The sequence below is a fragment of the Streptomyces sp. NPDC047886 genome (assembly GCF_043204435.1).
In the GTDB taxonomy this organism is placed as follows: domain Bacteria; phylum Actinomycetota; class Actinomycetes; order Streptomycetales; family Streptomycetaceae; genus Streptomyces.
Window position 1 is genome coordinate 394,637 of the sequence record NZ_JBIDCF010000002.1, and the last position, 21,834, is coordinate 416,470.

Here is a 21,834-nt window from a genome sequence, read left to right on the forward strand (position 1 = left end):
GATGACGGACATCACACCGGGACGGGGTCCCGAGTGAGCCGAACGGGCCCCCGGCCGTGACGGTGGGCACACGTGGTGCCCGGACGGGCCCTGGCGTAACTACGCTGGCCGTATGGTCAATCTGACGCGTATCTACACCCGCACCGGTGACAAGGGCACGACGGCTCTCGGCGACATGAGCCGCACCGCCAAGACGGATCTGCGGATCGCGGCGTACGCCGACGCCAACGAGGCCAACGCGGTCATCGGCACCGCCATCGCGCTCGGCCGGCTCCGGGAGGACGTCGTCAAGGTCCTCGTCCGCGTCCAGAACGACCTGTTCGACGTGGGCGCGGACCTGTCGACGCCGGTGGCCGAGAACCCGCAGTACCCGCCGCTGCGGGTGGAGCAGTCGTACGTCGACAAGCTGGAGGCGGACTGCGACCGCTTCCTGGAGGAGCTGGAGAAGCTGCGCTCCTTCATCCTCCCGGGGGGCACCCCGGGCGCGGCGCTGCTGCACCAGGCGTGCACGGTCGTCCGCCGCGCGGAGCGCTCGACGTGGGCGGCGCTGGAGGTGCACGGCGACACCATGAACGCCCTGACGGCGACCTACCTCAACCGGCTGTCCGACCTGCTGTTCATCCTGGCGCGGGTGGCCAACAAGGAGGTCGGCGACGTGCTGTGGGTACCGGGCGGCGAGCGCTGAGCCGCGGGCGGGCAGTTCCGTCCGCCGCCTCCCCCTGGCGGGTGCTGCGCGTACGGACGCGGAGCCGGCCATGGAGAGGAGCGCACGCGGCCACGCGTACACAGGGTGGCTCGCGGACGGCCCGCGCGACTGCACCCTTCGACGGAGAGGCTCGTCCACCCTGGTGAGGACGGCGGGCGGCGTCGCACCCTGTTGGATGGGTCCGTGACGCTCCCCCGACCACACCGCGACGACGTCCTGATGTCCGCCACCGGGCTGGGGGGCGGTCTGCTGCTGTGGTCGCTGGGCCTGCACATGCAGGGTGAGCGGCACGCCCTGTTCCACAGCACCTGGCCGTTGCTGGTGCCGCTGTTCGTGATGGCGTCGCTGGAACTGGTGCGCCGCACCCTGCCGCGCACCGCCCTGCTCGTCGGCACGGCGGCGGTCGTCGCGGACCAGCTCACCCGGGGCAACATCGCGACGATCCTGATGTTCACGGACCTCGTCTACGCGGCCGTGGTGTACGGAACCCCCGCCTCCGCCCGTCGCATTCCGGTCACCACCGGGCTGATCACCGTCGGCGTGTCCGTCGGCTTCCTCGCCTGGTTCCGGGACGCCGAGGCGCTGCTGATCGGCGTCCTCACGGGCCTGGTGTCGTTCGTGCCGGCCACCACGGGCGCCATCGTCCGCACCCACCGGCAGGCCGCCGACGCGGCGCGGCTGCGGGCGGAACAGACGGCGCTGCTCGCGGAGATGGACCGTACGCAGGCGGTGGTGGCCGAGCGGGCCCGGATGGCCCGTGAGCTGCACGACATGGTGGCGGGGCACCTGTCCGCGATCGCCATCCACTCCACCGCCGCGCTGTCCCTGGACGATGCTGGGACCAGCCGCGAGGCGCTCGGGGTCATCCGCGAGAGCAGTGTCGAGGGGCTGGCCGAAATGCGCCGGCTGATCGGCCTGCTGCGGGACAGCGGAGCCCAGGACGTGCCGGCGGCCGCGCCGACCCTCGCCGGGCTCGCGGCCCTGGTACGCCAGGCGGGCGCGAACGGCGCGAACGGCGGCCTGACGTTCGCCCTCGCGGACCGCCGCTCCCCCGGGGACGCGCCCCTCCCGGCGCCGGTGGAGCTCGCGGCGTACCGGATCGTGCAGGAGTCGCTGACGAACAGCCTCAAGCACGCGGACGCGGGCGAGGTGCTGGTCGCCCTGGACCGTACCGAGCACGCGCTGACCGTCGAGGTGACGAGCCCGTTCACGACGGGCCGGGGGCGGGAGGCGGGGCCGCGTGCGCCCGGTTCCGGGGCGGGGCTGGTGGGGATGCGGGAGCGGATCGCCCTGCTGGGCGGTGAGTTCGAGGCGGGACCGGCGGACCGGAGCACGAGCGGGGGCGTGACCGGGGGCCAGACCGGGGGCGCGATCTGGCGGGTGCGGGCCGTGCTGCCCGTGGCGGAGGACGACAAGGAGCCATCGGCATGACAGACACGGCACGGACGATCCGCGTGGTCGTCGCCGAGGACCAGAAGGCCGTACGGGCCGGGCTGGTGCTCATCCTGGGCAGTGCCCCGGACATCGAGGTGGTCGGCGAGGCCGGGGACGGCGAGGCGGCCGTGCGGCTGGCCCGCGAGCTGCGCCCCGACCTCGTCCTGATGGACGTTCAGATGCCGCTGCTCGACGGGGTTTCGGCCACCCGCGAGGTGGTCGGCGCGGGCGTCGCGGACGTCCTCGTCCTGACGACGTTCGACCTGGACGAGTACGTCTTCGGCGCGTTGCGCGCCGGGGCTGCGGGGTTCCTGCTGAAGAACACGGAGGCCCGGGACCTGATCGAGGCGGTACGGACGGTGGCGCGCGGCGAGGGGCTGATCGCCCCGGCGGTGACCCGGCGCCTGATCGCCGAGTTCGCCGCGCCGCGCCCGGTGCGGGCGGCGGGCGGGCCGGATCCGGCGGTCCTGGACGTCCTGACCCGGCGGGAGCGCGAGGTGCTGTCCTGCCTCGGCGACGGGCTGTCCAACGCCGAGATCGCGGTACGGCTCGACATGGCGGAGGCGACGGTGAAGACGCACGTCAGCAGGTTGCTCGGCAAGCTCGACCTGCGGAGCAGGGTGCAGGCGGCCGTACTCGCCCAGGAGTTGGGGGCCTGATCGGACGATCCACCGGAACGTTCGCCTGTGGTCTGGACCTATTGACGATTGGTCCAGACCTTCCTACGCTCACGGCGCGCACCTTTCACGGACTTAACGACCCCCACCTTGTCCGTCCGCAACTTGAGGAGCACCGTTGAGCACTCAAGCACTTCCCCGCAGAACGAGATTCCGGGCCAGAGCCACGGCCGGACTCACCGCTCTGCTGATACCCCTGGCGGCCATGGTCGGCCTCGCCTCCCCCGCCGAGGCCGCGACCTCGGCGACCGCCACGTACACCAAGGTCTCCGACTGGGGATCCGGCTTCGAGGGCAAGTGGACGGTGAAGAACACCGGCACCACCTCCCTCAGCTCCTGGACCGTCGAGTGGGACTTCCCCTCCGGCACCTCGGTCACCTCCGCCTGGGACGCCACCGTCACCAGCAGCGGCACCCACTGGACCGCCAAGAACGTCGGCTGGAACGGCACCCTCGCCCCCGGCGCCTCCGTCTCGTTCGGCTTCAACGGCACCGGCGGCGGCTCGCCCTCCGGCTGCAAGCTCAACGGCGGCTCCTGCGACGGCGGCCCCAGCCAGCCGGGCGACACCCCGCCCTCCGCGCCGGGCACCCCGACCGCCTCCGGCGTCACCGACACCTCGGTGAAACTCACCTGGACCGCGGCCACGGACGACAAGGGCGTCAAGAACTACGACGTCCTCCGCGACGGCGCCAAGATCGCCACGGTGACCGGTCTGACGTACACGAACACCGGACTGACCGCGGGCACCGACTACTCGTACAGCGTCCAGGCCCGCGACACCGCCGACCAGACCGGCCCGGTCAGCGGCTCCGTCAAGGTCCGCACCACCGGCGGCGGCACCGACCCGGGCCCCGGCCCCGGCCCGTCCTCCAAGGTCAACCTGGGCTACTTCACCAACTGGGGCGTCTACGGCCGCAACTACCACGTCAAGAACCTGGTGACGTCCGGCTCCGCCGCCAAGATCACGCACATCAACTACGCCTTCGGCAACGTCCAGGGCGGCAAGTGCACGATCGGTGACGCCTACGCCGACTACGACAAGGCCTACACCGCCGACCAGTCCGTCGACGGCAAGGCCGACACCTGGGACCAGCCGCTGCGCGGCAACTTCAACCAGCTGCGCAAGCTCAAGGCCCAGTACCCGCACATCAAGGTGCTGTGGTCGTTCGGCGGCTGGACCTGGTCCGGCGGCTTCGGCCAGGCCGTACAGAACCCGACCGCGTTCGCCCAGTCCTGCTACGACCTGGTCGAGGACCCGCGCTGGGCCGATGTCTTCGACGGCATCGACCTGGACTGGGAGTACCCCAACGCCTGCGGTCTGACCTGTGACACCAGCGGCCCCGCCGCCTTCACCCACATGATGAAGGCCATGCGCGCCAAGTTCGGCGCGAACAACCTGGTCACCGCCGCGATCACGGCGGACGCCTCCTCCGGCGGCAAGATCGACGCCGCCGATTACGGCCCCGCGGCCCAGTACATCGACTGGTACAACGTGATGACGTACGACTTCTTCGGCGCCTGGGCGGCGAAGGGCCCGACGGCCCCGCACTCCCCGCTCACCTCGTACGCCGGCATCCCGCAGGCGGGCTTCAACTCCGCCGAGGCGATCGCCAAGCTCAAGGCGAAGGGCGTCCCGTCCGCGAAGCTCCTCCTCGGCATCGGCTTCTACGGCCGCGGCTGGACCGGTGTGACGCAGAAGGAGCCGGGCGGCACGGCGACGGGCCCGGCGGCCGGCACGTACGAGCAGGGCATCGAGGACTACAAGGTCCTCAAGAACTCCTGCCCGGCCAACGGCACCGTCGCCGGCACGGCGTACGCGCACTGCGGCACCAACTGGTGGAGCTACGACACCCCGGCGACGATCACGTCCAAGATGAGCTGGGCCAAGACCCAGAACCTGGGCGGAGCGTTCTTCTGGGAGTTCAGCGGCGACACCGCCAACGGAGAACTGGTGAGCGCGATCAGCACCGGCCTCCGCTAGACCCCCTCCGGGAAAACGGTCGAGCCGCACCCCCACGGGTGCGGCTCGATCGTTTACGCCACGAGAGGTCAGGCCACATTGACTCGCTGGCCGGGAGGAGCCGCTTCCAGCCAGGCGAGGAAGCCGGTGAGCGCGTCCTCGCTCATCGCCAGCTCCAGACGCGTACCCCGGTGCAGACAGCCGAGGACCACCGCGTCCGACAGCAGCGCGAGCTCCTCCTCGCCCTCCGGCATCCGGCGCGCCAGCACCTCGATGGCGGAGCGCTCCAGGACACGGCGCGGCCTCGGCGCGTACGAGAAGACCCGGAACCAGGCGATCCTGTCACCGCTGTAGCGGGCGACTCCGTACACCCAGCCCTTACCGGAGACATCCCCGTCCTCCGGTACGTTCCAGCGCAGGCTGCAGTCGAAGGTGCCGCCCGAGCGCTGGATCAACCGCCGGCGCAGCCCGAACACGAAGAGCCCGATCACCACCAGTGCGACGACCACGGCGCTCACAAGCAGAGCGAGGAACATCTCCACCGACCTCCTCGCATCGTCCCGTTCCGGTTCCAACCTGCACCCGCATCGCCTCAGCCGCGACCCGGTCTGGAGAATCCAGCCCGAGCCGCGGCTGAGGGCACAACTGTTGCGGTGCGGCGCGTCAGCGCACCGCTACCGCGCGCAGCCGCACCTCGGCGCGCCGTTCGGCGGCCGCGTCCGACTCCGCCTTCGCGCGGTCCAGCGCACGCTGGGCACGCTCGGTGTTGATCTCGTCCGACAGCTCGGCGATCTCCGCGAGCAGCGACAGCTTGTTGTCGGCGAACGAGATGAAACCGCCGTGCACCGCGGCGACAACCGTCCCGCCGTCGCTCGTACGGATCGTCACCGGGCCCGACTCCAGCACACCGAGCAGCGGCTGGTGGCCGGGCATGACGCCGATGTCGCCGGAGGTGGTGCGCGCGATGACCAGGGTGGCCTCGCCGGACCAGACATTCCGGTCCGCGGCGACCAGCTCGACGTGCAGCTCAGCAGCCAAGGGTGGCTCCTCGGGTCACCACCCGACGGTTTCGCCGGGTGTTGGGTCATAAGTCTAGTAGGGGTCAGGACGCTGGAGCGTCAGGACCCACCCCTGCCGGGGGTCCGGGGGTCGCCCCCCGGGAAAACACTGCGTAGGGGTCAGGACGCTGGAGCGTCAGGACCCACCCCTGCCGGGGGTCCGGGCGACCGGGACCCGGCCTCGCGGCCGGGCCCCGGTCGTGCACCGGGGGTCCGGGGGTCGCCCCCCGGGAGAGTCCCAGGAGGGGCTCAGGAGACGCCGAGCTCCTTGGCGTTCTTCTTGAGGTCCTCGAGACCACCGCACATGAAGAAGGCCTGCTCGGGGAAGTGGTCGTACTCACCGTCGCAGATCGCGTTGAACGCGGCGATCGACTCGTCGAGCGGAACGTCCGAACCGTCCACGCCGGTGAACTGCTTCGCCGCGTGGGTGTTCTGGGACAGGAAGCGCTCGACGCGACGGGCGCGGTGGACAACGAGCTTGTCCTCCTCGCCCAGCTCGTCGATGCCGAGGATCGCGATGATGTCCTGGAGGTCCTTGTACTTCTGCAGGATGCCCTTGACGCGCATGGCGGCGTCGTAGTGGTCCTGCGCGATGTAGCGCGGGTCCAGGATCCGGGACGTGGAGTCCAGCGGGTCCACGGCCGGGTAGATGCCCTTCTCGGAGATCGGACGGGAGAGAACCGTCGTCGCGTCGAGGTGGGCGAAGGTGGTGGCCGGCGCCGGGTCGGTCAGGTCGTCCGCGGGGACGTAGATCGCCTGCATCGAGGTGATCGAGTGACCGCGCGTCGAGGTGATGCGCTCCTGGAGGAGACCCATCTCGTCCGCCAGGTTCGGCTGGTAACCCACCGCGGACGGCATGCGGCCGAGCAGGGTGGACACCTCGGAACCGGCCTGGGTGAACCGGAAGATGTTGTCGATGAAGAAGAGCACGTCCTGCTTCTGCACATCGCGGAAGTACTCCGCCATGGTCAGACCGGCCAGGGCGACGCGCAGACGGGTGCCCGGGGGCTCGTCCATCTGGCCGAAGACCAGCGCGGTCTTGTCCAGAACGCCGGACTCTTCCATCTCCGCGATGAGGTCGTTGCCCTCACGGGTGCGCTCGCCGACGCCCGCGAAGACGGAGACGCCCTCGTGGAGGTTGGCGACACGCATGATCATTTCCTGGATCAGCACGGTCTTGCCGACACCGGCACCACCGAACAGACCGATCTTTCCACCCTTGACGTACGGGGTGAGAAGGTCGACGACCTTCAGGCCGGTCTCGAACATCTCGGTCTTGGACTCGAGCTGGTCGAAGGCGGGGGCCTTGCGGTGGATCGGCCAGCGCTCGGTGACGTTGGCGTTCTCCTCCGGCAGGTTCAGCACCTCACCGAGGGTGTTGAACACCTTGCCCTTGGTGAAGTCGCCGACCGGGACGCTGATGCCCACGCCCGTGTCGGTCACCGGGGCCTGGCGGACCAGACCGTCGGTCGGCTGCATGGAGATGGCACGGATGATGCCGTCACCGAGGTGCTGGGCGACCTCGAGCGTCAGCGTCTTCCTCTTGCCGTCCTCGGCCGGGTCGTCGACCTGGACCGTCAGCGCGTTGTAGATCTCCGGCATCGCGTCGACGGGGAACTCCACGTCGACGACCGGGCCGATGACCCGGGCGACGCGGCCCGTGGCGGCGGCCGTCTCAACAGTGGTCGTCATTACTTGTCACTCCCCGCGGTCGCGTCGGCCAGGGCGCTGGCGCCACCGACGATCTCGCTGATTTCCTGGGTGATTTCGGCCTGGCGGGCCGCGTTGGCAAGGCGCGAGAGCGAGTTGATCAGCTCGCCCGCGTTGTCGGTCGCCGACTTCATCGCCCGGCGACGGGCCGCGTGCTCGGAGGCGGCGGCCTGCAGCAGGGCGTTGTAGACCCGGCTCTCGACGTACCGGGGCAGCAGGGCGTCGAGGACGTCCTCCGCCGACGGCTCGAAGTCGAACAGCGGAAGGATCTCGCCCTTCGTGCCCGTCTCTTCGGCAGCCTTCTCAATGCTGAGCGGCAGCATCCGGTTGTCCACCGGCATCTGCGTCATCATCGACACGAATTCCGTGAAGACGATGTGCAGCTCGTCGACGCCACCCTCAGCGGTGTCCTGCTGGACGGCCGCGATGAGCGGCGCGGCGACCATCTTGGCGTCCGCGTAGCTCGGGCTGTCGGTGAAGCCGGTCCACGACTCCGCGACCTTGCGCTCGCGGAAGCCGTAGTAGGCGACACCCTTGCGGCCGACGATGTAGGTGTCGACCTCCTTGCCCTCGCCGCGAAGCCGCTCGGTGAGCCGGTCGGCCTGCTTGATGGCGTTGGAGGAGTAGCCACCGGCCAGACCGCGGTCGCTCGTGATGAGCAGCACCGCGGCACGGGTCGGCGTCTCCGCCTCCGTGGTCAGCGGGTGGTTGGTGTTCGATCCGGTCGCCACCGCCGTGACCGCGCGGGTGAGCTCGGTCGCGTACGGCGTGGACGCCGCCACCTTGCGCTGCGCCTTGACGATGCGCGAGGCGGCGATCATCTCCATCGCCTTGGTGATCTTCTTCGTCGCGGTGACGGACCGGATGCGACGCTTGTAGACCCGGAGCTGCGCTCCCATGAGTCAGGTCCCTTCCGTCGTCACTTCGAGACGTCGGCGGCCGCCGGAGCGTCCTCGCCCAGGAGCTTGCCGTCGAAGGTCTCGAACTGCTTCTTGAAGTCGGCGATGCAGTCGGCGACCTTGGTGAGCGTGTCGTCCGACATCTTGCCGCCCTCGCGGATCGACGTCATGAGCGACTTGTGGTCACGGTGCAGGTAGTCCAGCAGCTCCCGCTCGAAGCGGCGGATGTCCTGGACCGGGACGTCGTCCATCTTGCCGGTGGTGCCGGCCCAGACGGAGACGACCTGGTTCTCGGTGGACATCGGCTGGTACTGCGGCTGCTTCAGCAGCTCGACCATGCGCTTGCCACGCTCCAGGGCGGACTTCGACGCGGCGTCCAGGTCGGAACCGAAGGCGGCGAACGCCTCCAGCTCACGGAACTGGGCGAGGTCCACGCGGAGGCGGCCGGAGACCTGCTTCATGGCCTTGTGCTGGGCGGAGCCACCGACACGGGAGACCGAGATACCGACGTTCAGGGCCGGACGCTGGCCGGCGTTGAACAGGTCGGACTCCAGGAAGCACTGGCCGTCGGTGATGGAGATGACGTTGGTCGGGATGAACGCCGACACGTCGTTGGCCTTGGTCTCGACGATCGGCAGACCGGTCATCGAGCCGGCGCCCATCTCGTCGGAGAGCTTGGCGCAGCGCTCCAGCAGGCGGGAGTGCAGGTAGAAGACGTCACCCGGGTAGGCCTCACGGCCCGGCGGGCGGCGCAGCAGCAGGGACACGGCGCGGTAGGCGTCGGCCTGCTTGGACAGGTCGTCGAAGACGATGAGGACGTGCTTGCCCTCGTACATCCACTGCTGACCGATGGCGGAGCCGGTGTAGGGCGCCAGGTACTTGAAGCCGGCCGGGTCGGACGCCGGGGCGGCGACGATGGTCGTGTACTCCAGGGCACCGGCCTCCTCCAGCGCGCCGCGCACGGACGCGATGGTGGAGCCCTTCTGGCCGATGGCGACGTAGATGCAGCGGACCTGCTTCTTCGGGTCGCCCGAGCGCCAGTTGTCGCGCTGGTTGATGATCGTGTCGACGGCCAGAGCGGTCTTGCCGGTCTGACGGTCGCCGATGATCAGCTGACGCTGGCCACGGCCGATCGGGGTCATCGCGTCGACGGCCTTGTAGCCGGTCTCCATCGGCTCGTGCACCGACTTGCGCTGCATGACCGTGGGGGCCTGCAGCTCAAGGGCGCGGCGACCGCTGGTCTCGATCTCGCCGAGGCCGTCGATCGGGTTGCCGAGCGGGTCGACGACCCGGCCCAGGTAGCCCTCGCCGACGGCGACGGACAGGACCTCGCCGGTGCGGGTGACCGGCTGGCCCTCCTCGATGCCGCTGAACTCACCGAGGACAATGGCACCGATCTCGCGCTCCTCGAGGTTGAGGGCGAGGCCGAGGGTGCCGTCCTCGAACTTCAGCAGCTCGTTCGCCATGGTCGAGGGAAGACCCTCGACCTTCGCGATGCCGTCGCCGGCCAGGCTGACCGTACCGACCTCCTCGCGCGAGGCCGCGTCCGGCTTGTACGACTGGACAAAGTTCTCCAGCGCGTCCCGGATCTCCTCCGGCCGGATCGTGAGCTCCGCCATCTGGGTTCCCTGCTCTCCTTGTTGGGCCCGAAGTTTCTTTGGGGGTCTGGGGTTCGACCCCCAGGAATCCTCTGCACGGCCCAACCGGGCCGCTAGCAATGCTTGTTGAGTTGGTGGCTGGTCAGCCGGCCAGCCGCCGCGACGCCTCTTCGAGGCGGGCCGCGATGGTGCCGTTGACGACCTCGTCGCCGACCCGCACCGAGATCCCGCCGAGGACCGTCGGGTCCACGTCCAGGTTCAGGTGCATCTGGCGGCCGTACAGCTTCGCCAGCACCGCGCCGAGGCGCTGCTTCTGCTGGTCGGTGAGCGGCACCGCCGAGGTGACGACCGCGACCACCCGGTCCCGGCGCGCAGCGGCCAGCTTGGAGAGGGACTCGAGTCCCGCTTCCAGGCTACGTCCCCGCGGCTGGGTCACAAGGCGGACGATGAGCTGCTCGGTGGCCGGGTTGGCCTTGCCGCCGAGCAGGCTGCGCAGCAGCTCGCCCTTGGCGGACGCCGGGGCGGCCTTGTCGGTCAGTGCCGCGCGCAGCTCGGGACTGGAGAAGGCGATCCGGCCGAACCGGAACAGCTCGTCCTCCACGTCGTCGAGCGCACCGGCCCGCTGGGCCGCGGTGAGATCGGCGATGTCGGCCAGTTCCTCGACCGCGTCCACCAGGTCGCGAGAGCTGGACCAGCGGGACCGCACCATGCCGGAGACCAGGTCGACGGTCACGCCGCCCACCTGACCGCTCAGCAGCCGCCCGGCCAGCTCGGCCTTGGCCTCGCCGGCCTGCGCCGGGTCGGTCAGGACCCGACGCAGCGACACCTCACGGTCGAGCAGAGCGGTGACGGCGGCCAGCTCCGCGGCGAGCTCCGCCGCGTCGACCGACGTGTTGTCGGTCAGCGCGTCGAGACGCTCACGTGCGGCAGCCAGTGCCTCGCGGCTCGCTCCGTTCATCGGGCAGCCCCAGTCGACTCGGCCTTCTCCTCGAGCTCGTCGAGGAACCGGTCGATGGTGCGGCTCTGGCGGGCGTGGTCCTCGAGGGACTCGCCGACCAGCTTGCCGGCCAGGGTCGTGGCGAGCGTGCCCACGTCCTGACGCAGCGCACCGGCGGCCGCCTTGCGGTCGGCCTCGATCTGGGCGTGGCCGGCCGCGACGATCTCCTCGCGCTGACGCTGGCCCTCCGCCCTCATCTCCTGGATGATCGCGGCGCCCTGCTCCTGAGCCTCCTGGCGCAGGCGTGCGGCCTCGTGGCGAGCCTCGGCGAGCTGGGCCTTGTACTGCTCCAGCACGCTCGCGGCCTCGATCTGAGCCGCCTCGGCCTTCTCCATGCCGCCCTCGATGGCCTCGCGGCGCTCCTCAAGGACCTTGTTGATGGTCGGAAGGAGCTTTTTGGCGAAGACGAAGAAGACGATGCCGAAGGCGATCAGGCCGATGATGATCTCGGGCCAGACCGGGAGCAGCGGCATCTGCGGCTCTTCAGCTGCCAGATGCAACATGGTGGACCTTTCCGTCGGATACGGCTACGAACGGACCGTTACTTGACGATGAACGGAACGACGAAGCCGATGAGCGCCAGGGCCTCGACGACGGCGAAGCCGAGGAGCATGTTCTGGCGGATGAGGCCGGCGGCCTCGGGCTGGCGGGCGATGGCCTGCACACCGTTACCGAAGATGATGCCGATACCGATACCCGGGCCGATCGCGGCGAGGCCGTAACCGATGGTGCCGACGTTGCCGTTGACGGCCGCGAGGGTCTCGAGAGCAGACATGTCCGTGGTTCCTTCTCTTGGTGGGCCGGTGGAGGGTGCGTCCACCGGACGTCTATGGGTGAGCCGGGTGTGGCGTGTGGTCTCAGTGCGCTTCTTCGAGCGCCTGGGACAGGTACGTGGCGGTCAGCACGGTGAAGACGTACGCCTGCAGGGCCTGGATGAAGAGCTCGAAGACCGTCAGCACGAGCGTCATCACGAAGGACGCCGAGGCGTAGACGGTGCCGAGCACCGTTCCGAGCATGTACCACGTGGCGATCGTGAAGATCAGGATCAGGATGTGGCCGGCGAACATGTTCGCGAAGAGTCGGACGGCCAGCGTGAAGGGGCGTACGAAGACGTTGGAGACGAATTCCAGCGGAGTCAGCAGAACGTAGATCGGCTTGGGAAGGCCGCTCGGTACGCACAGGTTGCGGATGCCGCCGACGAAGCCGTTGGTCCGGAAGGTGACCGTCATGTAGGTGACCCACACGAGCAGCGCCAGGCCGACCGGGTAGGCGATGACGGAGCTGACCGGGAACTGGGCGAGCGGGATCAGCGCCCAGAGGTTCAGCATCCACACGAAGAAGAAGAGCGACACGAGCAGCGGTACGAACGGCTCGCCCTTCTTGCCGATGACCTCGCGGGCCACGCTGCGGTGCACGAAGTCGTACAGGGCCTCGGCGACCATCTGGAGCTTGCCGGGCACGACCTTGGCCTTGGCGAAGCCGGCCCAGAAGAAGCCCAGGATCGCGAAGGTACCGATGATCGCCAGCAGCATCGGCTTGTTGAACTCGACGGGGCCGATCTTGGCGATCGGATCGAAGATGAACGACCACACCGAGGGGGCCGGGAAACCACAGCCCTGGAACAGATGGCAGTCAACCTCGAAAGCGAGCGTCTGGGCGTCAGCAGTCACCAAGAGCTCCTTCTGCATGGCGCATGGATACGACAACCTCGTTGTGTCGGAGCGGCAGGCAGCCGCAGTTCGGCACCGGACTGGTCTTACAGGTGTGATGGCGGCGGGCAGGCCTGGAGCCTCGCGATCGGGGCGGCGTCAGCTCTGGTGCCCGCGCCCGCAGTGCCGCAGTTGAAACCGGACGATAGCAGCCCTTCGAACGGGCCCTTATACCGCCCCTACTTCTCATCCGACACTCCCATGCCCTGCGCCTGACGCTCGACACCCGCGGCCGGCACGACGTAGGGGGTCCTGGACTTCGCATGGGCCCTGGCCTGGGCCGCGATCCACACGATGGTGGCAGCCACGAGGGTGAGCGCGAAGGCCTGGAGATCGAAGCTCGTGGTGTCGCGCACGGCCATGACGAAGCCGAGCAGGAGGACGAGCTGAACGGAGTAGATCATGAGCGCCATGCCCTGGAAGAGCTGAGGCATCGCCGTGCCCACGTACTGCAGCGCCAGCTGGCCGAGCCCCATGAAGAGCAGCACCACCAGTACGCCGAGCAGCGACCCCAACCCGCCGTCGGTCCCCGCCGCGACGGCACTGATCGCGATGGCGACCACGCCGACGACCGCGGTGGGCACGAGCATGGGAAGAAGAGCGCGCGGGGCACTGGAAGGCATGGCGGCATCTCCGCTTACTGGTGGGGGCAGTGGTGTCGTCATGGACGAGCGTAAGCCCGGTCCGAGGCAGGTCTCGGGGCCAACAGACCGTCGCTCTACGGCCCTTCGGCTCTGAAGCCGGGTCTCGTGAACCGTATCACAAACTATTTGGCGAGGTCTTTACCCAAAGGTGTGCTGACTCTCACACATGAGAGTGACCCCGCGCGTGTGTGCATGGACTCACGGTGACTTTGTCTGGTAATGAGCGTCGTTGCGGCGTTCGTCAACCGCGCGTTCCGGCCTTCCTCCGGTCGGGGGCGTAGGCGCGCCCCCCGATCGCCGTCGCGCCGTTGACCCCGGCCGGCACCGGCGCGCGCCCCTCCGGCGCGTGCGGGTCGACCATGGCGGCCGCGGCCCCCGGAGCCGCCGTCCCCGCCGCGTCCGCGACGGCGGGCTTGCGGCGGCGGTAGCGCGGCGGCACGAACGACTCGGCCCAGCGCGGGGCGCGCGGCGTGAACCTCGGCAGCAGCAGGAGCACCAGCCCGACCGCGCTCAGCGCGACGATGGGCAGCACGATCCACATGGACGCCGAGTGCACCGAGTACGTCAGCGTGCCGAAGGCGATCAGCGCCGACCAGAAGTACATGATCAGCACGGCCCTGCTGTGCGAGTGGCCGATCTCCAGGAGCCGGTGGTGCAGATGGCCCCGGTCCGCCGCGAACGGCGACTGGCCGTTCCAGGTGCGCCGCACGATCGCCAGCACCAGGTCGGCCATCGGGATCGCGATGATGGTCAGCGGCAGCAGCAGGGGGATGAAGACCGGCAGCGCCGCGTGCGTGGCCTGGCGGGTCGAGCCCTCGAAGAGCTTCAGCACGTCCGGGTCGACCTGGCCGGTGATGGAGATCGCCGACGCGGCCAGCACCAGGCCGATCAGCATCGACCCCGAGTCGCCCATGAAGATCCGCGCCGGGTGCATGTTGTGCGGCAGGAAGCCCAGGCACATGCCCATCAGGACGGCGGCGAAGAGCGTCGCGGGGGCGGCGGCCTCGATGGTGTAGCCGAACCAGAGCCGGTAGGCGTACAGGAAGAACGCCATCGCGGCGATGCAGACCATGCCGGCGGCGAGGCCGTCGAGACCGTCCACGAAGTTCACCGCGTTGATGGTGAGGACGACCAGGGCGACGGTCAGGAGCGTGCCCTGCCACTGCGTGAGCGCGACCGTGCCGACACCGGGGATGGGCAGCCACAGGATCGTCAGACCCTGCATGACCATCACGCCCGCGGCGATCATCTGGCCGCCGAGCTTGATGAGGGCGTCGATCTCGAACTTGTCGTCCAGGACGCCGATCAGCCAGATCAGCGCCGCACCGGACAGCAGGGCGCGCGGCTCGTTCGAGAACTCGTAGACGCTGTTGAGGTTCGGCAGGTGGTCCGCGACGAGCAGCCCCGCGCACAGCCCGAAGAACATGGCGATGCCACCGAGCCGGGGTGTCGGTTCTCGGTGTACGTCGCGGGCGCGGATCTCCGGCATCGCGCCGACCGCGATGGCGAACTTCCGTACCGGCCCGGTGAGCAGATAGGTCACCGCGGCCGTGATACAGAGCGTCAGCAGGTAATCACGCACGGGCTGCCCCACAGGAATCGCTGGCCATCTCAGCCCCACACCCTAGTGCCGCCACCCATGTGGTGGAGGACACCCGGGGGCGGCGGACGGTTGCACGAGGGGCTTTCTACGCCCGATACGGTGGAAATCGCTCGGCCAGTTCACGCACCTCGGCGCGTACCGCGCCGCTGTCCGCCGTGCCGAGCGCCGCCGTGAACAGCTGGGCGATCCCGGCCATCTCCGGCCGGTCCATGCCCTGCGTCGTCACGGCGGCCGTACCGAACCGGATGCCGCGCCCGTCGCCGTACGGGAGGGCGCAGGTGTCCACGACGATGCCGGCGGCCGCGAGGCGCGCCCTGGCGGTGCGCCCGTCGACCCCGAGCGGACCGGGGTCGGCGTTGACCAGGTGCGTGTCCGTACCGCCCGTCGTGATCGTGAACCCCTGGTCCGCGAGGGCGTCCGCGAGCGTCCGGGCGTTGACGACCACCTGATGGGCGTACGCCGCGAACGCGGGCGTCGCCGCCTCCCCGAAGGCCACCGCCTTCGCCGCGACCGTGTGCATCTGGGCGCCGCCCTGCGTGAACGGGAACACCGCCCGGTCGACGCGCTCGGCCAGCTCGGCGCCGCACAGCACCATGCCGCCGCGCGGGCCGCGCAGCACCTTGTGCGTGGTCGCGCACACCACGTCCGCGTAGGGGACGGGGTTGGGCGCCGCGCCGCCGGCGATCAGCCCCGCCGGGTGCGCGGCGTCGGCGACCAGACAGGCGCCGACCTCGTCGGCGATCTCCCGGAACGCGGCGTAGTCGATGTGGCGCGGGTATGAGATCGAGCCGCAGACGATCGCCTTGGGCCGGTGCTGGTGCGCCAGGGAGCGCACCTGCTCGTAGTCGATGAGCCCGGTCTCCGCGTCGACGCCGTACGGGACGAAGTCGAACCAGCGCCCCGAGAAGTTGACCGGCGACCCGTGCGTCAGGTGCCCGCCGTGCGCGAGGCCCATGGCCAGGACCGTGTCCCCCGGCCGCAGCAGCGCCGCGTACGCCGCGAGGACGGCGGATGACCCCGAGTGCGGCTGTACGTTGGCGTGCTCGGCGCCGAACAGCGTACGAGCCCGCTCCACGGCGAGCCGCTCGGCGGCGTCCACGAACTCGCAGCCCCCGTGGTACCGGGCGCCCGGGTACCCCTCGGCGTACTTGTTCGCGAGGCGCGACCCGAGCGCGGCCAGCACGGCCGGCGACATGAAGTTCTCGGCGGCGATCAGCTGGAGGCTGTCTCCCTGTCGCCGCACCTCCCCGTCCAGTACGTCGGCGATTTGGGGATCCTGCCGTCGCAGGGCGTCGGCGTCCGCCCCGTACGCGTGCGCCGTCAGGTCGGCGATTCCAGCGGTGACCGGCATCTGTGGCTCCAGGCGAGAACGGGCCCCGTCCCCCAATGTAGGCCCGGACGCCCCGCACGGCGCGCGGACGCCCCCCACCGCGCCCCAGCAGCCCCCTGAGCCCCCGGGGCCCCTCAACCCCCGCCCACGCCGAAGGGGGCCGTCAGCGACGTGCCGAGACCCCCGTCAGCGCCGTGACCACCGGGTCCAGCGCCTGCTGGAGCCCCACCCCCGACGCACCCCTCGCACCGCTCGGCCCCAGGGGCCTCCCGGGCATCGGGACCGCTGCGCCGGACTCCGTCCGCCGACCCCTGCCCGCGCACACGGAAAACCCGTCCACGCCCGCACGCGGCCGTCAGCGCCGTGCCGAGACGCCCGTCAGCGCCGTGACCACCGGGTCCAGCGCCTGCTGGATCTCGTCGCCGATGGAGCGGAAGAAGGTGATCGGCGCCCCGTACGGGTCGTTCACCTCGTCCGCCTCCGCGCTGGGCGCCAGCAGCCAGCCGCGCAGGGCGGCCGCCGCGTGGACCAGGGCGCGGGCGCGGACCACGACACCGTGGACCTCCGCGTCCGGGAGGGTCGCGGGGTCTATGGCGCGAACCAGACGGGTGAACTCCTTCAGCGTGAAGGTGCGCAGCCCCGCGCTGTGGCCCATCGAGATGACCTGCGCCCGGTGGTCGCGGGTGGCCGTGAGGACCAGGTCCGCGCGGATCACGTGCTCGTCGAGGAGCTCGCGGCCGACGAATCCCGTCGCGTCCGCGCCGAAGTCGGCGAGGACCGTCTCGGCGTTGGCCTCCATGGGGGCTCCCTCGTGGCCCCAGGTGCCGGCGCTCTCCACGATCAGGCCGCCCAGGGGGTCACCGAGGCGGTCGCGCAGGGCATGGCGGGTCAGCCGCTCGGTGATCGGCGAGCGGCAGACGTTGCCGGTGCTGACGTGGAGGATCCGGAACGTGCTCTCCGTGCCTATGCCACGCCCCTCAGGGGCGGTCAATTGGCCACCTCGAGGTCAGGTACGACCTTGCGGAGCTCCTCGGCGGACACCGCGCCCGCGCGCAGCAGGACCGGGACGGGTGCCGTGACGTCCACGATGGACGACGGGACGATGCCGGGCGTCGGGCCGCCGTCGAGGTAGACGGAGACGGAGTCGCCGAGCATGCCCTGCGCGGCGTCGCAGTCCTCCGGCGACGGGTGGCCGGTCAGGTTGGCGGAGGAGACCGCCATGGGCCCGACCTCCGTCAGCAGCTCGATGGCGACGGGGTGCAGCGGCATCCGGATCGCGACGGTCCCCCGGGTGTCGCCCAGGTCCCACTGCAGCGACGGCTGGTGCTTGGCGACCAGGGTCAGCGCGCCCGGCCAGAAGGCGTCGACGAGTTCCCACGCCTGCTCGGAGAAGTCCGTGACGAGGCCGTGCAGGGTGTTCGGCGAGCCGATGAGGACGGGGGTGGGCATGTTGCGGCCGCGCCCCTTCGCCTCCAGCAGGTCGGCGACGGCTTCCGCGCTGAAGGCGTCCGCACCGATCCCGTACACGGTGTCGGTGGGCAGCACGACGAGCTCGCCGCGGCGGACGGCGGACGCGGCTTCGCGGAGGCCGGTCGTGCGGTCGGTCGCGTCGTTGCAGTCGTATCGCCGTGCCATTACTCGCCAGCCTCCTCGTAGGCGTACAGCTCTTCGGTGTTCGTCGCGCCGGGCGTCGTGGCCCGGTTCCCCGTCATGGCGTCGCCTTGCGCGCGGTGGCGAACCGGGGGCGGTTGTTCAGGTCGGGGTGGTCGGCGGCGTCGGTCCAGCCGGACTCCTCGCTGAAGATCCACGGGACCTGGCCGCCCTGGGTGTCGGCGTGCTCCACGACGACGAGCCCGCCGGGCCGCAGCAGCCGGTGCGCGGTGCGCTCGATGCCCCGGATGGTGTCGAGGCCGTCCTCACCGGAGAACAGCGCCATCTCGGGGTCGTGGTCGCGGGCCTCGGGGGCGACGTACTCCCACTCGGTGAGCGGGATGTACGGCGGATTGGAGATGACCAGGTCGACCTGGCCGTCGAGCTCGGGGAGCGCGGTCAGGGCGTCGCCCTGGTGGACGGTGACCCTCGACCCCTCGGCGTTCTTCCGCGCCCACACCAGGGCGTCGTCGGACAGCTCCACGGCGTGCACGCGGGAGCGCGGCACCTCCTGGGCCATGGCGAGGGCGATGGCGCCGGATCCGGTGCACAGGTCCACGATGAGCGGCTCGACCACGTCCATGGCGCGTACGGCGTCTATGGCCCAGCCGACGACCGACTCGGTCTCCGGGCGGGGCACGAACACGCCGGGGCCGACCTGGAGCTCCAGGTAGCGGAAGAACGCCCGCCCGGTGATGTGCTGGAGCGGCTCGCGGGCCTCGCGGCGGGCGACGGCCTCCCAGTAACGGGCGTCGAAGTCCGCGTCCTTCACCAGGTGCAGCTCGCCCCGCTTGCAGCCGTGCACGAACGCGGCGAGCTCCTCCGCGTCGAAGCGCGGTGACGGCACGCCGGCGTCGGCCAGCCGCTGGGTGGCCTGGGCCACCTCGGCAAGCAGCAGTGTGCGGGGGCCTGGGGGTCGTCCCCCGGAGTGTTGCTGCACGCTGGTCCTCCGGGCTGAGCGAGCGAGTCGGTGGCGGGCGGGTGGTCGGGGCGGGGCGGGCGGTGTCGTCGGGTGGTCGTGGCGGGCGGCTACGCCGCGGCGAGCTTCGCCGCGGAGTCGGCGTCGACGCACGCCTGGATCACCGCGTCCAGTTCGCCGTCGAGCACCTGGTCAAGGTTGTACGCCTTGAACCCGACGCGGTGGTCGGAAATCCGGTTCTCCGGGAAGTTGTACGTCCGGATCTTCTCGGACCGGTCGACGGTACGCACCTGGCTGCGGCGGGCGTCCGCGGCCTCCTTCTCCGCCTCCTCCTGCGCCGCGGCGAGCAGCCTGGAGCGCAGGATACGCATCGCCTGCTCCTTGTTCTGGAGCTGGCTCTTCTCGTTCTGGCAGGAGGCGACGATGCCGGTGGGCAGATGGGTGATGCGTACGGCGGAGTCGGTGGTGTTGACGGACTGACCGCCGGGGCCCGAGGACCGGTAGACGTCGACGCGCAGGTCGTTGGCGTGGATCTCGACGTCGATCTCCTCGGCCTCCGGGGTGACGAGCACGCCCGCGGCGGAGGTGTGGATACGGCCCTGGGACTCGGTCGCGGGCACGCGCTGCACGCGGTGCACACCGCCCTCGTACTTGAGCCGGGCCCAGACGCCCTGGCCGGGTTCGGTGGCCCCGTTGCCGCCCTTGGTCTTCACGGCGACCTGGACGTCCTTGTAGCCGCCGAGCTCGGACTCGGTGGCGTCGATGATCTCGGTCTTCCAGCCGACGCGCTCGGCGTACCGCAGGTACATGCGCAGCAGGTCACCGGCGAACAGCGCGGACTCGTCACCGCCGGCGCCCGCCTTGATCTCCAGGATGACGTCCTTGTCGTCGCTGGGGTCGCGGGGCACGAGCAGCAGGCGCAGCTTCTCGGTGAGCTCGTCGCGGCGCTGCTCCAGCTCCTTGACCTCGGCGATGAAGTCCGGGTCGTCGGCGGCGAACTCGCGCGCGGTCTCGATGTCGTCGCCGGTCTGTTTCCAGGAGCGGTACGTGGCGACGATCGGGGTCAGCTCCGCGTAGCGCTTGTTCAGCTTGCGGGCGTTCGCCTGGTCGGCGTGGACCGAAGGGTCGGCGAGCTTCTTCTCGAGGTCGGCGTGCTCGCCGACCAGTTCCTCGACCGCCTCGAACATCGGGGGCTCCTGGGTTGGGTGACGCGAAAGGGCTGCGGAAGTACCGGGCGGGTACCGGTCGGGGCTGGACCCCGGCGACCAAAACGCCGGTCCCGGCCGCCCCACACCGGGGCGGCCGGAGACCGGCGCAGTGGCTCGCTACTTCTTGGCGGAGCCGGCAGCCTTGCCGAAGCGGGCCTCGAAGCGGGCCACACGGCCACCGGTGTCGAGGATCTTCTGCTTGCCCGTGTAGAACGGGTGGCACTCGGAGCAGACCTCGGCGCGGATGGTGCCGGCCTCGATCGTGCTGCGGGTGGTGAACGACGCGCCACAGGTGCAGCTGACCTGCGTCTCGACGTACTCGGGGTGGATGTCGCGCTTCAAGGTGTCTCCTAGTTTCGGGAGGGCGCCGGGTCGCACGCGCGGGATGCGGATGCGTGAACCGGGGCCGACGTACCAGTCTGCCAGGACCGGCCGTATCTCCCAAAACCGGGGTCGTACCGGATCTATTCCGCCCGGTCCCCTACGGGGCCCGGGGCCGTTCCGGCACCGCACCGTCCCGTACGGGCTCGGCGGCTATCTCACGACGTCCGCCGCGTCTCCCGTGGCGGCGTCCTTCGTCGCGGACGCGGGGATCGGCCGGTCCAGCTTGAGCGCCTGCCACACCTGCTGCGACTGGACCGGGAGCGGCACGACCCGGTTGGGGTCGACGGGGTCGTACCGCACCGGCAGCGTGATCATGTGGACGTCGTCGGCGCCGAGGCTCGACAGGCCGCCCGCGAAGTCGGCGAGCTCCTTGACGGTGTCGAGCTCGGAGTCGGGCGTGATCGCCTTGGTGGCGGTGTCGGCGAGGCCCCACAGCTTCTGCGGGCTGGTGAAGACGCCGACGCTCTTCACCTGGTCGATGAAGGCCTTGATGAACGCCTGCTGGAGCTGTATTCGGCCGAGGTCGCTGCCGTCGCCGACGCCCTTGCGGGTGCGGACGAGGCCGAGCGCCTCCTCACCGCCGAGGGTGTGCGTACCGGCGGGCAGGTCGAGGTGGCTGCCGCGGTCGCTGATCGCCCTGGTGGTGGTGACGGTGACGCCGCCGAGTTCGTCGATGAGCTTCTTGAAGCCGGTGAAGTCGACCTCGATGTAGTGGTCCATGCGGATGCCGGACATCTCCTCGACCGTCTTCACCGCGCAGGCCGGGCCGCCGACCTCGTACGCCGTGTTGAACATGGCCCGGTGCTCGGCGGGGACGGCGGCGCCTGAGCGGTCGACGCACTCGGGGCGGTCGATCAGGGTGTCGCGGGGGACGGAGACGACGCTCGCCTTCTTGTGGCCCTCGTAGACGTGGACGATCATCGCCGTGTCGGAGCGGGCGCCGCCCTCGTCCCTGCCGTACGCGGCGTTGGCGCCGGAGCGGGAGTCGGAGCCCAGGACCAGGATGTCCAGGGAGCCGTTGTCGACGTTCAGCGGACGGTCGTCGCCGAGCTGCGCGTTGATGTCGACGCTGTCGATGTTGCCGTTGAGGGTCAGATAGCCGTACCCGAGTCCGCCGCCGCCGACGAGGAACAGCCCGGCCGCCGACCAGGCGGCCACGGTGAGTGCTCTGCGCCCTTTCGCGGGCTCCTTGCGGCGGCGTCCGGTGCCGCGTATTCGGCTGCTGCTGCCCTGCTCGGCCATGTTCTCCTCGGTTCTCGCTGGTTCCGCTACCCCGGCCATGGAGAGCAGGCACGGTTTGTCGGCAGTTGTCCGACGATCACGACACTTGTCAGACGGCGAGGCGCGG

Annotated in this window: 22 protein-coding genes; 4 read left to right on the top strand and 18 right to left on the bottom strand. The window is 70.3% G+C overall.

Features of this window, described 5'->3' with window-relative positions; genetic code table 11:
* Positions 1-112: 112 nt before the first annotated feature.
* The 4 genes from ACGF5U_RS07460 to ACGF5U_RS07475 all read left to right on the top strand — a co-directional run bounded on the left by ACGF5U_RS07460 (position 113) and on the right by ACGF5U_RS07475 (position 4,798).
* Positions 113-685, top strand: a complete 573-nt coding sequence (locus ACGF5U_RS07460) for a cob(I)yrinic acid a,c-diamide adenosyltransferase (protein WP_392711091.1) — start codon at positions 113-115, stop codon at positions 683-685.
* A gap of 204 nt (positions 686-889) precedes the next feature.
* Complete coding sequence (locus tag ACGF5U_RS07465) at positions 890-2,137, top strand: sensor histidine kinase (RefSeq protein WP_392711092.1); 1,248 nt, start codon at positions 890-892, stop codon at positions 2,135-2,137.
* On the top strand, positions 2,134-2,799 hold the full coding sequence (locus tag ACGF5U_RS07470) for a response regulator (protein ID WP_392711094.1): 666 nt from the start codon (positions 2,134-2,136) through the stop codon (positions 2,797-2,799). The genes ACGF5U_RS07465 and ACGF5U_RS07470 overlap by 4 nt, the downstream gene beginning before the upstream one ends.
* Before the next feature lie 136 nt (positions 2,800-2,935).
* Positions 2,936-4,798 carry a glycosyl hydrolase family 18 protein gene (locus ACGF5U_RS07475; protein ID WP_392711095.1) on the top strand — a complete coding sequence of 621 codons (1,863 nt, stop codon included), beginning with the start codon at positions 2,936-2,938 and terminating at the stop codon, positions 4,796-4,798.
* A 68-nt stretch (positions 4,799-4,866) separates the two neighbouring features.
* Here ACGF5U_RS07475 and ACGF5U_RS07480 read toward each other — a convergent pair whose 3' ends face one another.
* The 18 genes from ACGF5U_RS07480 to ACGF5U_RS07565 form a co-directional block, all read right to left on the bottom strand.
* Positions 4,867-5,313 carry a DUF2550 domain-containing protein gene (locus ACGF5U_RS07480; RefSeq protein WP_392711097.1) on the bottom strand — a complete coding sequence of 149 codons (447 nt, stop codon included), beginning with the start codon at positions 5,311-5,313 and terminating at the stop codon, positions 4,867-4,869.
* A 127-nt stretch (positions 5,314-5,440) separates the two neighbouring features.
* Positions 5,441-5,815, bottom strand: coding sequence for a F0F1 ATP synthase subunit epsilon (locus ACGF5U_RS07485; protein WP_392711098.1), 375 nt, complete (start codon positions 5,813-5,815; stop codon positions 5,441-5,443).
* Positions 5,816-6,084: 269 nt separating this feature from the next.
* Positions 6,085-7,527, bottom strand: coding sequence for a F0F1 ATP synthase subunit beta (gene atpD / locus ACGF5U_RS07490; protein WP_392711100.1), 1,443 nt, complete (start codon positions 7,525-7,527; stop codon positions 6,085-6,087).
* Positions 7,527-8,444: a F0F1 ATP synthase subunit gamma gene (locus tag ACGF5U_RS07495; RefSeq protein WP_392711101.1), complete on the bottom strand. Its 918-nt coding sequence runs from the start codon at positions 8,442-8,444 to the stop codon at positions 7,527-7,529. The genes atpD and ACGF5U_RS07495 overlap by 1 nt, the downstream gene beginning before the upstream one ends.
* A gap of 20 nt (positions 8,445-8,464) precedes the next feature.
* Positions 8,465-10,063, bottom strand: a complete 1,599-nt coding sequence (gene atpA, locus ACGF5U_RS07500; protein ID WP_392711102.1) for a F0F1 ATP synthase subunit alpha — start codon at positions 10,061-10,063, stop codon at positions 8,465-8,467.
* Between the two features lie 121 nt (positions 10,064-10,184).
* Positions 10,185-11,000 carry a F0F1 ATP synthase subunit delta gene (locus ACGF5U_RS07505; protein WP_392711104.1) on the bottom strand — a complete coding sequence of 272 codons (816 nt, stop codon included), beginning with the start codon at positions 10,998-11,000 and terminating at the stop codon, positions 10,185-10,187.
* Positions 10,997-11,542: a F0F1 ATP synthase subunit B gene (locus tag ACGF5U_RS07510; RefSeq protein WP_392711106.1), complete on the bottom strand. Its 546-nt coding sequence runs from the start codon at positions 11,540-11,542 to the stop codon at positions 10,997-10,999. The genes ACGF5U_RS07505 and ACGF5U_RS07510 overlap by 4 nt, the downstream gene beginning before the upstream one ends.
* A 38-nt stretch (positions 11,543-11,580) precedes the next feature.
* On the bottom strand, positions 11,581-11,814 hold the full coding sequence (gene atpE / locus ACGF5U_RS07515) for an ATP synthase F0 subunit C (protein WP_031131076.1): 234 nt from the start codon (positions 11,812-11,814) through the stop codon (positions 11,581-11,583).
* A gap of 82 nt (positions 11,815-11,896) precedes the next feature.
* On the bottom strand, positions 11,897-12,727 hold the full coding sequence (gene atpB, locus ACGF5U_RS07520; RefSeq protein WP_392711109.1) for a F0F1 ATP synthase subunit A: 831 nt from the start codon (positions 12,725-12,727) through the stop codon (positions 11,897-11,899).
* A gap of 200 nt (positions 12,728-12,927) precedes the next feature.
* Positions 12,928-13,338, bottom strand: coding sequence for a hypothetical protein (locus ACGF5U_RS07525; RefSeq protein ID WP_392711111.1), 411 nt, complete (start codon positions 13,336-13,338; stop codon positions 12,928-12,930).
* Positions 13,339-13,633: 295 nt separating this feature from the next.
* Positions 13,634-14,974 (bottom strand): MraY family glycosyltransferase, encoded by a 1,341-nt coding sequence (locus tag ACGF5U_RS07530; RefSeq protein ID WP_392711113.1) that lies wholly within the window; start codon positions 14,972-14,974, stop codon positions 13,634-13,636.
* 106 nt (positions 14,975-15,080) lie between these two features.
* Positions 15,081-16,346, bottom strand: a complete 1,266-nt coding sequence (gene glyA / locus ACGF5U_RS07535) for a serine hydroxymethyltransferase (RefSeq protein WP_392711115.1) — start codon at positions 16,344-16,346, stop codon at positions 15,081-15,083.
* A gap of 334 nt (positions 16,347-16,680) precedes the next feature.
* Positions 16,681-17,316, bottom strand: coding sequence for a protein-tyrosine-phosphatase (locus tag ACGF5U_RS07540; RefSeq protein ID WP_392711117.1), 636 nt, complete (start codon positions 17,314-17,316; stop codon positions 16,681-16,683).
* The gene (locus ACGF5U_RS07545; protein WP_392711119.1) at positions 17,313-17,960 is read right to left on the bottom strand and encodes an L-threonylcarbamoyladenylate synthase; all 648 of its coding nucleotides are present in this window, start codon (positions 17,958-17,960) and stop codon (positions 17,313-17,315) included. Before ACGF5U_RS07545 ends, ACGF5U_RS07540 begins: the two co-directional genes overlap by 4 nt.
* Positions 17,961-18,033: 73 nt before the next feature.
* A complete protein-coding gene (gene prmC / locus ACGF5U_RS07550) occupies positions 18,034-18,915 on the bottom strand; it encodes a peptide chain release factor N(5)-glutamine methyltransferase (protein WP_392711121.1) in 882 nt (293 codons plus the stop codon).
* Between the two features lie 89 nt (positions 18,916-19,004).
* Positions 19,005-20,081: a peptide chain release factor 1 gene (gene prfA / locus ACGF5U_RS07555; RefSeq protein WP_392711122.1), complete on the bottom strand. Its 1,077-nt coding sequence runs from the start codon at positions 20,079-20,081 to the stop codon at positions 19,005-19,007.
* Between the two features lie 138 nt (positions 20,082-20,219).
* Positions 20,220-20,444 (bottom strand): 50S ribosomal protein L31, encoded by a 225-nt coding sequence (rpmE, locus tag ACGF5U_RS07560; protein ID WP_149181220.1) that lies wholly within the window; start codon positions 20,442-20,444, stop codon positions 20,220-20,222.
* 192 nt (positions 20,445-20,636) lie between these two features.
* Entirely contained in the window at positions 20,637-21,728 is a 1,092-nt protein-coding gene (locus ACGF5U_RS07565) for an LCP family protein (protein WP_392711125.1), read from the bottom strand.
* Positions 21,729-21,834: the final 106 nt, after the last annotated feature.

Coding starts and splice junctions, on each gene's coding strand:
- ACGF5U_RS07460 (WP_392711091.1), top strand. CDS start 113: ATGGTCAATCTGACGCGTATCTACACCCGCACCGGTGACAAGGGCACG.
- ACGF5U_RS07470 (WP_392711094.1), top strand. CDS start 2,134: ATGACAGACACGGCACGGACGATCCGCGTGGTCGTCGCCGAGGACCAG.
- ACGF5U_RS07480 (WP_392711097.1), bottom strand. CDS start 5,313: ATGTTCCTCGCTCTGCTTGTGAGCGCCGTGGTCGTCGCACTGGTGGTG.
- atpD (WP_392711100.1), bottom strand. CDS start 7,527: ATGACGACCACTGTTGAGACGGCCGCCGCCACGGGCCGCGTCGCCCGG.
- ACGF5U_RS07495 (WP_392711101.1), bottom strand. CDS start 8,444: ATGGGAGCGCAGCTCCGGGTCTACAAGCGTCGCATCCGGTCCGTCACC.
- atpA (WP_392711102.1), bottom strand. CDS start 10,063: ATGGCGGAGCTCACGATCCGGCCGGAGGAGATCCGGGACGCGCTGGAG.
- ACGF5U_RS07505 (WP_392711104.1), bottom strand. CDS start 11,000: ATGAACGGAGCGAGCCGCGAGGCACTGGCTGCCGCACGTGAGCGTCTC.
- ACGF5U_RS07510 (WP_392711106.1), bottom strand. CDS start 11,542: ATGTTGCATCTGGCAGCTGAAGAGCCGCAGATGCCGCTGCTCCCGGTC.
- atpE (WP_031131076.1), bottom strand. CDS start 11,814: ATGTCTGCTCTCGAGACCCTCGCGGCCGTCAACGGCAACGTCGGCACC.
- atpB (WP_392711109.1), bottom strand. CDS start 12,727: ATGCAGAAGGAGCTCTTGGTGACTGCTGACGCCCAGACGCTCGCTTTC.
- ACGF5U_RS07525 (WP_392711111.1), bottom strand. CDS start 13,338: ATGCTCGTGCCCACCGCGGTCGTCGGCGTGGTCGCCATCGCGATCAGT.
- glyA (WP_392711115.1), bottom strand. CDS start 16,346: ATGCCGGTCACCGCTGGAATCGCCGACCTGACGGCGCACGCGTACGGG.
- ACGF5U_RS07545 (WP_392711119.1), bottom strand. CDS start 17,960: ATGGCACGGCGATACGACTGCAACGACGCGACCGACCGCACGACCGGC.
- prfA (WP_392711122.1), bottom strand. CDS start 20,081: ATGTTCGAGGCGGTCGAGGAACTGGTCGGCGAGCACGCCGACCTCGAG.
- ACGF5U_RS07565 (WP_392711125.1), bottom strand. CDS start 21,728: ATGGCCGAGCAGGGCAGCAGCAGCCGAATACGCGGCACCGGACGCCGC.